This window comes from Gordonia sp. UCD-TK1 (genome assembly GCF_001691435.1).
Taxonomy (GTDB): domain Bacteria; phylum Actinomycetota; class Actinomycetes; order Mycobacteriales; family Mycobacteriaceae; genus Gordonia; species Gordonia hongkongensis.
Window position 1 is genome coordinate 143,683 of record NZ_LZMP01000024.1, and the last position, 11,116, is coordinate 154,798.

Genomic DNA, 11,116 nt, shown 5'->3' on the forward strand with positions numbered 1-11,116 from the left:
ACGGCGATGCAGGACCACACCGTCCGACGACCGGTGAACACGTTACCGCCGACCGGCCGGATGTCTCCGCTTCCGGTGTCATGCCCGGCCGACCAGGCCGCTTCCCTACTCCCACCCGCTCCGATCGTGCTCCTTCGCGCGACTAAGGGTAGGTTTGCCAGGCAAGCTGTCGGGACCGGAGGAGGGGCCGAGTCCCGCGCGGCGTGGCACCGTTGCCCGGGCTCGAGAGTTCCGTGGCCCGTCCATGACCGTCGACGTTTCCCGCCTCCGCGGAAGTTTGAGGACATGAACAGCCATAGCCCTCCCGAAGCCCGGGTGACTCCCACCGGCGCCACGGTCGTCACCGACCTGCCGGGCGTCGACGCCGCCGACACCGCTGCGGCCCGATGGCGAGCCGTCGCCGCGATACGTGGTGAGGCCGTCGCACTCCAGACCCCCGAGCAGTCGATCACGTTCGCCGACGCCGCCTCCCGGGTCGACGACCTCGCGCGCACGATCGTCGCCACCACCGATCCGGGCCGACCCGTAGCGGTGGAGATCGAATCCGACATCGACTCGGTGATCGGGATGCTGGCGGTGCTGTGTTCGGGACGCCCCCTCGTCCTTCTCGACCCGTTCCTGCCGCCCGACCGACGCGACGTCGTGCTGGAACGGTCCGGTGCCGATGTCCTGGACACCGCAGCCGATGCCCGAGAACCAGGTCAGTCGCGTATCGCGGACCAGCCCGGCCCGAACGATCCGGCGGTCCTGCTCTTCACGTCGGGCTCGACCGGCACCCCCAAAGGCGTGGTGCTGGCGCAGAAGATGCCGGTCAATCACGCCCGGGACGGCCGTCGCTTCCTCGGCATGCGACCCGACGACCGCGCCGTCGTCCTGCTACCCCTCAGTTTCGGCGGCGGCCTCGACGCGCTCGCGATGAGCTTGCTCAACGGGTCGACCATGCTGCTCTGGGATGTCCGCCGCCGCACCACGACCGGGCTTCGGGACTGGCTTGTCGCACAGGAGGCGACCACCGCGCACTGCACCCCGTCGCTGCTGCGATCCTGGCTGGGTGAGCTGTCGGCCGACGACGCCGTCGAATCCCTGCGACTGCTGTCGACCTGCGGTGAGCCGACGCACCGCGCCGACATCCAGCTGGCCCGCGACACGATCCTGACCGACGGAGTCTTCTGTTGCTGGGCAGGCGCATCGGAGGTCGGCAACCTGGCCTTCAACCTGTTCCCGCCTGAGCGGGACGTCGAGCCCGGCGCCATCCCCGTGGGCGTGCCGGCGTCGGACAAGCACGTCCGGATCGTCGACGCGGACGGGAACGATCTGCCGGTCGGCAGCACGGGCGAGGTCATCGTCGAATCCGCCCATGTAGCGTCCGGTTACCACCAGGATCCGGAGCTGACGGCGACGCGCTTCATCGGGTTGCACGACGGCCGGACACGTTATCGCACCGGCGATCTCGGACGCTTCGACGAGTCCGGCGAACTCGCGCTCCTCGGGCGCAGTGATGACGCGATCAAGATCCGCGGGTACCTCGTCGAACCGCTCGAGGTGGAAGCCGCCATCCGCGCGCTGCCCTGGACCACCGACGCGGTCGTCACCGCCAACCGCGACGAGGCACGGCTCACCGCCCACGTCGCCGTGGACCCCGAGAAGTGGTCACCCTCCCCGGCCGAGATCCGGCAGGAGCTCGGGAAGACGTTGACCCCGTGGATGATTCCGCGCGACATCATCGTGCTCGCCGAACTTCCGCGCAACGAGCGCGGCAAGGTGGACCGGGCGGCCCTGCCTTCGCCGCCCGCACGTCCGGATCACGAACCGCCCCGTGGGATGACCGAGATGGCGCTGCACCGGTTCTGGTGCCAGATCCTCGGCCTCGAATCCATCGGCCGGAACGAGGATTTCGTCGAACTCGGGGGCGACTCGCTGGCCGCCGCGAAGATGCTGGCCGAGGTGCAGCATCACCTCCAACTGGACGTCAACACCGCGATGCTCGCCGAGGCGCCGACCATCGCGCTGTTCGCCCAGCGCATCGAGTCGGCCGCGAAGGAGCGGTCGGCGAATGCGTCGGGGGCCACCCTCATCCCGCTGCGACAGGGCACGGGCCGGCCGATCTTCCTGGTGGCCGGCGCCGGTAGCCTGGCGACCAGCCTCACCCCGGTCGTCCGAGCACTGCAGACCGACCGGCCGGTCTACGCGATCCAGTCGCGGGGCGTCGAAAAGCGCGGCCGCGCTGATCATTCCGTGCGCGCCGCGGCACGGCGGGCGATCGCCGACATGCGATCGGTCCAGCCCGGCGGCCCGTATCAGGTCGGCGGTTACTCTCTGGGCGGGTTCGTCGCGATGGAGGTCGCGGTTCAGCTGACCAAGGCCGGCGAGACATGCGATCCGGTCGTCGTGCTGGACTCGCTCTTCGACCCGGCACTGGCCAAGCGTGTTCGTGGTGAGAAGGTCGGGATCGTCGGACGCCTGCGTGCGCTGCGCGGAGGTGCCCGTGACACCGCCCTGCCCGACCGCACCGGGGACGACCCCACGCCCGCCCGCGAACCGCTCCCCCAGCGAATCGTGAAGGAGCTCGCGCTGGCCGTCCTCGTCCCCACTGCCGGGATGGTCGAGCTCCCGACGCCGGTGCAGTGGATCGTGTTCTTCCGGTTGGGCACCAGGATGATCCGCCGGTACCGACCCCGGGAGTACGCGGGTCCCGTCGGCGTCATCCGCGCCCGCACCAACCCCGACGACCCGGACCTGTGGCGGCGGATGTCGACCGGTGCCGTGACCTTTCACGACGTCTCCGGCGACCACATCTCGATGATCCGCGCACCCCACGCCGCCGACACCGCCAGGGCGATCGACGAGGTGATCGGATCCGCTGCTCCCTCCGCTACAGCCGCCCCGTGAGGAGCCCTGCGCTCTCTGAGCTGAGGGAGCGAGTCGACGCCCCCTCTGCTCCCTGAGGAGCGAACTTGCGAGCGTCACGAAGGGTCTCTCGAGTCGTCTCACCAGGACCCTTCGAGGCTCGTCGCTATCGCTCCTCGCACCTCAGGGAGCAATGGGTGTCGCTTCTTTCGGATCATGGAGGGTTGTCGTGCGGCTCAGCCCTCTTCGGCGCGGAGTTTGATGTCGGCCAGACGGCGATCCCAACTACGGCCGATGGTGTCGAGCCGATGCGCAACCCGCGACAGCTGTGCCCCCACGGCTTCGTAACGGATCTCGCGGCCGACACGTGAGGACGTCACCAGTCCCGCCTCGGTGAGGACCCGAAGGTGTTTCGCGATCGCCTGCCTGCTGATCGGGAGTTCGGCCGCGAGATGTGACGCGGACGCGGGTTCCGAACCCAGTCGCGTGAGGATCTGCCATCGGCTCTCGTCGGACAGCGCGGCGAAGACCTCGACGGGAGCGACGTCAGGCATGCACACCGCCGAGATATGTTCGGGCCAGCTCGAGTTCGATGGTCCACCCCTCGTTGTTGCCGTCGAACCGTGCGCGTCGCTCCGCTTCCGTTCCCGGCAGCGACGCGAAACCGGACTCCACGACCTTGAGGAGCACGCCGGAGTCCGCCGGCGTGATCCAGAACTCGACGAGCGTCGAATCCGATTGCGGATCAGCGGCATCGGCGAGCCATCGAAACGCTGCGTATCGCGGCTCGTCGAGTTCGACGGTGCGGAAGGTGAAGGCGCCGTGGACCGGGTCGTGGATGGTCGACAGGTCGCCGTCGCGTTCGATCCGGTGCTCGGTGATCGCCTTGTCATTGATGAACCATCCCGGTTCGCTGACCAGAGACCAGACCCGGTCGGCGGGTGCGTCGATCGCGATCTCGCGCTCGATCCGGTCGAATTCTCCTGTCGCCGAATCGGTCACGTCATGTGTGGTTGTGTTCTCGCTCATCGATACTCCCTCGCCTAAGTTGATTGCTGCAACTCCATAGTTGCAGTAATCCGGAGGTTCTGCAACCCTACGGTTGCGCCAGTCGATGAGTTCTGGACTCGCGAGTCGCTTGACGGCGGCTGCCCGAGGCTGACAACTAACCACTGGCGGGGCGAGATCCAGCCGGAGCCTGCCCGCCGGGACCGCCCGCTCCTCCGGCCATGCCGGTGGCGGCTTGCTGGGTCACGCTGCCGGCGTAGTCGTTGCCGGGATCGCGATAAATCGTATGGACGTGTCCCCAGCCCGACGTCGTGACGCCCTCGACATCGGCACCGGCGGAACCCTGCTGCGCGGCGAATTCGATGTACACGTCGGGGCCGGAGATCTGGAAGTAGATACCGTCACCCTGTGTCATGTCGTAGGCGGTGGCTCCCGACCAGTTGATGTAGGTCTCGTCGAGCGTCGCTTCGATCTCGGCGAGCGCCTCGGAGGTGGTCTCCTCGTCGGACAGGCCCACCCAGTTCGCGATGACGTCGAGCAGCAGCTTCTTCTGCTCATCCGTCAGATCAGCGCCCGAAATTCCTGTCCCCGTGGGGTAATCACAAGTGCTTCCGGGAGCGCACACCATGTTCGCGACGGTCGACCCCTGGTACAGGGCTGCCTTTTGTTCGTCGGTCAGGCTGTCGTAGAACGCGAACGCCGTGGTGTAGATGCCGTCGAACGGTTGGACCTCGTTGCCGTCGGAATCGGTGTACACCGCCGGCTGAATTCCCAGATGTGTGGGAGCGAAGGTGATCTCATCGGCCGCGCCATCGAGTGAGGAGCGCTTCCAGGACCTTCATCGCGGCGGCCCGCTGCTCGTCGGACAGATCTGCGAGGTTCACCCCGGCGCGGTCGACGAAGGTGACCGGGAAGTTCGACCACGACGTCGTCTTGGTCTCGTCGTCGTAGTCGTAGGTGACCTGCTCGCGTTGTTCATCGGACAGGGTGGCAAGGAACGCCTGAGCGGCTTCGGCGGACGACGAGATCGTGGTGGCGGTGGTTGACGCGTCTTCGGTGGTGATCGAGGAGGACACGGACGAAGACGCAGAGGTCGAGGCCGATGACGTGCTGGGAGCGTCGGTGGTGCAGCCACCGAGGAGCAGGCCCCCGGCCAGCAGCGCCGACACGATGGCGACGCGCACGCGGCGAGGAGAAGAGGCAGGGGCAGAGGCAGAGGTTCGCTTGTGCATACGACGAAAGCTATCGGCGCCCACTGCTCCCTCCCTGGGAGAAACCTGGACGGTTCCTGGGAACCGTGCCGCTCTGGTCAGCCGACCAGATCGACGAGTCGGCGAACCGCGAATTCGTAACCGCGGATGCCGAAACCGGCGATGACCCCGGCGGCGATCGGTGACACATAGGAGTGATGCCGGAATGCCTCGCGCCGATGGACGTTGCTGATGTGCACCTCGAGGATCGGGACATCGGGGACGACGAGCGCATCGGCGAGGGCGACCGAGGTGTGGGTCCATCCCCCGGGGTTGATGACGATGCCGCTGATCTCGCCGACGGATTCGTGGATCCAGTCGAGCATCTGCCCCTCGTGATTGGTCTGCGCCGCGCGTACACCGAAACCGAGTTCGGCGGCGGTGCGCTCGGCCAGGCCGACCACGTCGGCCAGGGTGTCCGAGCCGTAGACGGCCGGCTCCCGGGTGCCGAGAGTGTTCAGGTTGGGGCCGTTGAGCAGCAGGATCGGCAGACGGTCGGGCACCTCGGCGTCGGACATGGCGTTCACCTTACTGGCCCTGACCTGGCGATCGGCGTTCCTGCGTCGCCGCGGCGCGGCCGTTGACATCCACCCGTCGTGCCCGCACCGCCGCCGACGGGGGCGAGACATCCCAGCGGCTACCATCTCTCTTTGTGCCAGCGCAGACCGTTCGACGAGCGAGAATCGTCGCCATCGTCACCGGTCTGCTCGGATTTTTGCTCGCACTCGCGACTCCCCTCATGCCGGTGTCGCAGCGAACGGCCGAGATCGACTGGCCGCAGAACGGTCAGATCGGTTCGGTGTCGGCCCCGCTGATCGGCTACACGCCCGTCGACCTCGACGTCTCGATTCCCTGCACTGCCGTGAACGACCTGCCGCCCGGCGGGTCGGTGCTGCTGTCGACGACTCCCAAGCAGGCACCGAAGTCCGGTGAGCGCGGCCTGTTCATCCGCAAGACCGGTGCTGCCGATGCGCCCCTGGACCGGCAGGGCGTCGAGGTGGTCATCCGCAACGTCTCGCTGGTGTCGGCGACGCTGCAGGACATGCGCGACCAGGGGTGCCGCGAGATCGTCGTGCACGCCGATTCCGACGCGGTGACCGCCGAATTCGTCGGCATGACGAGCGGCATCCGGAACGAGGACGGCGAGGACGAGCCACTCGCCGGCACGACCGAGGACAAAGAGGCCTTCAAGTATTCGTCCGACCAGCGCCCCCAGGTGACCGGCCTCTTCACCGATCTCGCCGGGCCGGCGGCCGACATCGCGGGACTCGACGCCCACGTCACCATCGATTCGCGCTACAACACCGCGCCGACCATCTCGAAGTGGCTGGTCGTGATCGTCGGAGTGGCGTCGACGCTACTGGCTCTGTCCGCCCTGGCAGCACTGGACTCGACCGACGGCCGACGGCATCGTCGGATCTTCCCGGCACGGTGGTGGCGGCTCAATGCGCGCGACTATGTGGTGATCGGCGCGCTGATCGTGTGGCACATGATCGGGCCCAACACCTCCGACGACGGTTACCTCCTGACCATGTCGAGGGTGGCCCAGGACAGCGACTACACCGCGAACTACTTCCGCTGGTACGGCGCACCCGAGGCGCCGTTCGGCTGGTACTACCAGGTCTTCGGACTGCTCAGCCACGTCTCGGTGGCCAGTCCGTGGATGCGTCTGCCCGCACTGTTGTGCGGAATCCTGGTGTGGCTCATCGTGAGTCACGAAGTTCTCCCCCGCCTGGGACGTGCTGCACTGACCCGCCCGATGGTCGCCTGGACGGCGGCGTTCGCGTTCCTCGCGTGCTGGTTCCCCTTCAACAACGGCCTACGGCCCGAACCGATCATCTGCCTGGGTGCCCTGCTGACCTGGTGTTCGGTCGAGCGGGCCATCGCCACCGGTCGAATGCTGCCGGCCGCCGTCGCGTGCCTGATCGGAGCGTTCAGCATCGCCGCCGGCCCGACGGGCCTGCTCGCGGTGGCGGCACTGATCGCCGGCGCACGCCCGATGATCATGGCGCTCATCAAGCGAGCCCGCGTCGTCGCCGAACTCTCCTCCGCAGACACCGAATCCGCGGGATCGGCATCCGGCGATCCCGAGACCGCCGACCGCGATCGCAAACGCTCGCTGCGTTGGTCGTTCGTGGCGCTCATCGCGCCGATCCTCGCCGCCGGGACCTTCGTCGTCTTCGTCGTGTTCTCGAACCTGACCCTGCGGTCGTTCGTCGAGGCGTCGAGCATGAAGTCGGCGCTCGGGCCGTCGATGAGCTGGTACAACGAGATCGGTCGCTACTCGGCGCTCTTCGCCTTCTCCGCCGACGGTTCCATCGCCCGTCGGTTCGCGGTACTGGCCATGATCCTGGGCTTGGTCGTCTCGGCGGCAGTGCTGGTCCGCAAGAACCGCATCCCCGGCACCGCCATCGGCCCGACCCGCCGCATCGTCGCGATCACCTTCGCATCGCTGGTGTTCCTCATGTTCACCCCCACCAAATGGACCCACCACTTCGGCGTCTTCGCCGGTATCGCGGCCGCCCTCGCCGCGATCGCGGCCATCGCCGCCAGCCAGCAGTCCATGCACTCGAGGCGAAACCGCACCCTGTTCTGCGCGCTCGTCCTGTTCATCGGCGGACTCGCCTTCACCGCGCCGAACTCGTACTACTACTACTCCGCGTGGGGCATGCCGTGGGGCGTCGAGCAGGTCAAGATCGGCGGCATCATGCTCGGCAGCGTGCTGCTCTATGCCGCGCTCGCCCTGCTGCTGGTCGCACTGTGGTTCCACTTCCGCGAGCCGTTCACCGGGACCGATCCGCACGTCGAGGAATCCACCGGCGCCGACGCCGCGCATCAGCGGTGGTACCGACGACTGGTCGCCTCGATGGCGGCCGCCCCGCTGGCCTATCTGGCGATGGCGGTGGTCGTCTTCCAGATCGTCACCGCGATCTTCGCCGGCATCCACCAGAGCTCGTCGTACTCGGTACCCCGGTCCAACTTCGCCGCCGTCGCCGGCAACCCGTGCGGGATGGCCGACAAGGTCTGGGTGGAGTCCGACCCCGACCGCGACATGCTCCGCCCGGTCGACCCGACGCTGCCCAATCCTCTCGGCGGGCCACCGCCCGCACCGGGCAGCGCGCCGTCCACCTCGGGATTCTTCCCCAACGGTGTGCCGACAGCACTCGAGTCGACGGCCAGCGAGGGTTCGCTGGGTGTCCTGTCCGGCGACGTCTGGCAGTCCCCCGACATCGTCAACTCCAACCCCGGCGGTACCGGCGGCGGCGAGATCGCCGAACCCGGGATCAACGGCAGCACCGCGGCGCTCCCGTTCTTCCTCGATCCCGCCTCGACGCCGGTCATGGGCAGCTACTCCAAGCTCGACCAGGTCCCGGCCCGCCTCACCTCCGGGTGGTACGCGCTGCCGCCGGATTGGCGGGACCGCCCGCTGCTCACGATGTCGGTGGCCGGCGAGTACGACAACCCGAACGTGATGCTCGAGTACACCGCGGACCCGATCGGTCCCGACACCCGCGATGCCGACCTCGAGGCCGCTGGCGACACCGAACTGATCGATCCCGGTCCACGACCGTCGTGGCGCAACCTGCGCTACAACACCGACGAGTTGCCGTCCGACACCACCGCCGTGCGGATCGTCGCGACCGACGACAACCTCGCGGAGGACCGGTTCATCGTGCTCACCCCGCCGCGGATCCCGCAGATGGACACCCTGCAGGACGTGGTCGGCAGCACCGACCCGGTCCACATCGACTGGACTTCGGGCCTGGCGTTCCCGTGCCAGCGCCCGTTCACCCACGACGTCGGGGTCGCGGAGATCCCGAAGTGGCGCATCAAGCCGGGCTCCGACCTGGCAGCCGCGGTGTCGGCGTGGCAGAACCGCTTCGGCGGCGGTCCGCTCGGCTGGCTCGAGGTCTCCCAGCAGGCGACGGCGGTGCCGACCTATCTGGTGGCCGACATCGGACGCGACTGGGGCGCCCTCGAACGCTACGAGCCATACGGCGACGTCGACACGCTCGCCGAGATCGAGACCGGCACCGCCACCCGCAGCGGACTGTGGAGTCCCGCGCCGTTGCGGCACTGACGGTTAGGCGGCCCGGTCGCCGCGGTGGTAGTCGGCGAGGCGATCTGCTTTGCCGTCACCGGTGGTCGGTGAGTATGCGTGCGAGTTCTGCTTCGACCGGGGTCAGCGGTGGGCTGGTGAGGTGCTCCGGCGGTGTTCGCGGATGGACGAGTTCTCGGTAGGCGAGCTCGAGACGCCGGCCGCGGTCGCCGTAGCCGACGGCATCGGGGCGCCCGCTGCTCCCTGAGGAGCGCCCGGAGCTTGCGGAGGGCGCGTCACGAAGGGTTGGACGCGACTGGTCGCCGGACCTGGTGGCAGGTCCGTGGATCTCGTTGCGCACGGTGTTCAGGTGTTGTGCGAACCGCCGGGGTATGTCGGGTCGGCGGTTGAGGCGTTCGGGGTTGGGCGGTGCGCCGGGTTCGGCGTTCAATCGCCAGAGGCAGCGGCCTTCGTCGGGGCCGGATCGGGCGATGCGGGTGGTGTATTGGCCGGGTTGGTCGCCGACCATCCGGTTGTGTCGCGGGCAGGCGGGGGCGAGGTCGTCGATGTCGGTGAGACCGCCTTTGGCCCAGTCGCGTTCGGCGTGATGAAGCTCGATGTGGGTGGCGGGTTGATCGCAGCCGGGTGCCGAGCACACTTCCCCGTCGGGACGGGCGAAGGACACCAGGCGTTGTTCGCGGGTGGCGAGCCGTTTCCCGCGCCCGAAGTGCAGGGGGACGGTGGTGGCGTCTTTGAAGATCGCGAGCCAGGGTTGCATGTCGGCGGCCATCGCGATCAGGTCCCGGATGAGCAGCAGGGTTCCGGTGGCGGTGGTGGCGAGTCCGGCTTCGCGGATCAGGTCGGAGAGGTCGGCTTTGATGATCAGTTGCACGGGCAGGCCGCGGTGCGAGGTGCCGAGTGTTCCGTCGGCGAAGCCTGCGGCGAGTGCGGCGTCGAGTGCGTCGTGATTGGTCTGGGCGAGGGTGCGGCCGTCGCGGTCGGCTGCGGCGGTGAGGGCTTCGGGGTCGGCGGTGCCGGCCGGTCCGCTGGGTGAGGCGGGGTCGTCGGGGTTGTTGAGTCCGGGTTTGCCCCACACGGCGAACATCATCGTGAGCCGGGCGGCGAGTGCGGGGGTCAGGGTGCCCGATATTTTGGCCGTCCCGTCGGCTCGTTGCCGGCCGATCCACAGGCCGCGGCGTCGTTTCTGGTCGGTGTCGTCGGACAGTGTGCCGTCGGGGTCGAGGTGGGCGAGCAGCCGCGCGCCGAGCTGGGTGATCTCGGCAGGCGTATGGGCTTCGGCGATCTCGGCCATCTGCCGTTCGGCGGCGACCTTGATGTCGTGGTCGATGGTGCCCGGGATGCGGTCGAGGACGTCGAGGGTGGCCTGCACGTGCGCGGAGCCGACCGCGCCTTGTGCGAAAGCCTCGGCGAGGCAGGGGTATTCGGGTGGGAGGACCTCGCCGCCGAGGCTGGTCCGGTGGGCGGTGGCGTCCATGTGCTTACGGCGGCGCATCGGGTTCGACACCCGTAGCCGGTGCGTCATGAACTGCATGAGGGTGCGGCAGCCGGCCTTGCGAGGCAGGTCGCGGGTCTCGACGTGATCGATCTGCCGGTCACCGGCGACGGTCAGACGTGCGATGGCGCGTTCGGTCTCCGCGGCCACCTCAGCGAGTTCGGCATCGGTACACGGCGACAGATCCACGGTCTGCAACTTGTCGAGGGTGCGGTGGAGATCGGCCACCAGCTCGACCACGCGGGGCGCCTGCGTGTCGGTGCCGACGACCTGCTGGGAATCGAACATGACGGTCACCTCCCCCGAGAACCCGTGCTGCGAATGTACGTTCGACTGTACACGAAAGAAGGGTAAACGGCAGCTCGAAATACGTTGTCCAACAGAATCTTTGCTGCGCGGAGTTGCCACCTTGGATTGTCGGTGGTTGCTGGTAGTCTCCGCCTGCGGGCAAGAACTGTG

General features: G+C 68.1%; 6 protein-coding genes and 1 pseudogene. 2 read left to right on the forward strand and 5 right to left on the reverse strand.

The genetic code is table 11. From position 1 onward, the window contains the following. Window positions 1-285 precede the first annotated feature (285 nt). The gene (locus A9310_RS14580; protein ID WP_065631240.1) at window positions 286-2,889 is read left to right on the forward strand and encodes an alpha/beta fold hydrolase; all 2,604 of its coding nucleotides are present in this window, start codon (window positions 286-288) and stop codon (window positions 2,887-2,889) included. Window positions 2,890-3,083: 194 nt separating this feature from the next. Here the strand turns inward: A9310_RS14580 and A9310_RS14585 are convergent, their stop codons facing one another. The 4 genes and pseudogenes from A9310_RS14585 to aroQ all read right to left on the reverse strand — a co-directional run bounded on the left by A9310_RS14585 (window position 3,084) and on the right by aroQ (window position 5,623). Then, complete coding sequence (locus A9310_RS14585; protein ID WP_065631241.1) at window positions 3,084-3,401, reverse strand: metalloregulator ArsR/SmtB family transcription factor; 318 nt, start codon at window positions 3,399-3,401, stop codon at window positions 3,084-3,086. Further along, window positions 3,394-3,876, reverse strand: coding sequence for an SRPBCC domain-containing protein (locus tag A9310_RS14590; protein WP_065631242.1), 483 nt, complete (start codon window positions 3,874-3,876; stop codon window positions 3,394-3,396). The genes A9310_RS14585 and A9310_RS14590 overlap by 8 nt, the downstream gene beginning before the upstream one ends. 136 nt (window positions 3,877-4,012) lie before the next feature. Beyond that, a pseudogene (locus A9310_RS14595) lies at window positions 4,013-5,087 on the reverse strand (DUF3500 domain-containing protein). Window positions 5,088-5,164: 77 nt separating this feature from the next. Continuing rightward, on the reverse strand, window positions 5,165-5,623 hold the full coding sequence (aroQ, locus tag A9310_RS14600; RefSeq protein ID WP_065631371.1) for a type II 3-dehydroquinate dehydratase: 459 nt from the start codon (window positions 5,621-5,623) through the stop codon (window positions 5,165-5,167). A gap of 134 nt (window positions 5,624-5,757) precedes the next feature. Here aroQ and A9310_RS14605 point away from each other — a divergent pair, with 134 nt between their 5' ends. Next, window positions 5,758-9,186: an arabinosyltransferase domain-containing protein gene (locus tag A9310_RS14605; protein ID WP_065631243.1), complete on the forward strand. Its 3,429-nt coding sequence runs from the start codon at window positions 5,758-5,760 to the stop codon at window positions 9,184-9,186. Between the two features lie 55 nt (window positions 9,187-9,241). Here A9310_RS14605 and A9310_RS14610 read toward each other — a convergent pair whose 3' ends face one another. Further along, a complete protein-coding gene (locus A9310_RS14610; protein WP_065631372.1) occupies window positions 9,242-10,945 on the reverse strand; it encodes an HNH endonuclease signature motif containing protein in 1,704 nt (567 codons plus the stop codon). Window positions 10,946-11,116 lie beyond the last annotated feature (171 nt).

Coding starts and splice junctions, on each gene's coding strand:
- A9310_RS14580 (WP_065631240.1), top strand. CDS start 286: ATGAACAGCCATAGCCCTCCCGAAGCCCGGGTGACTCCCACCGGCGCC.
- A9310_RS14585 (WP_065631241.1), bottom strand. CDS start 3,401: ATGCCTGACGTCGCTCCCGTCGAGGTCTTCGCCGCGCTGTCCGACGAG.
- A9310_RS14590 (WP_065631242.1), bottom strand. CDS start 3,876: ATGAGCGAGAACACAACCACACATGACGTGACCGATTCGGCGACAGGA.
- aroQ (WP_065631371.1), bottom strand. CDS start 5,623: ATGTCCGACGCCGAGGTGCCCGACCGTCTGCCGATCCTGCTGCTCAAC.
- A9310_RS14610 (WP_065631372.1), bottom strand. CDS start 10,945: ATGTTCGATTCCCAGCAGGTCGTCGGCACCGACACGCAGGCGCCCCGC.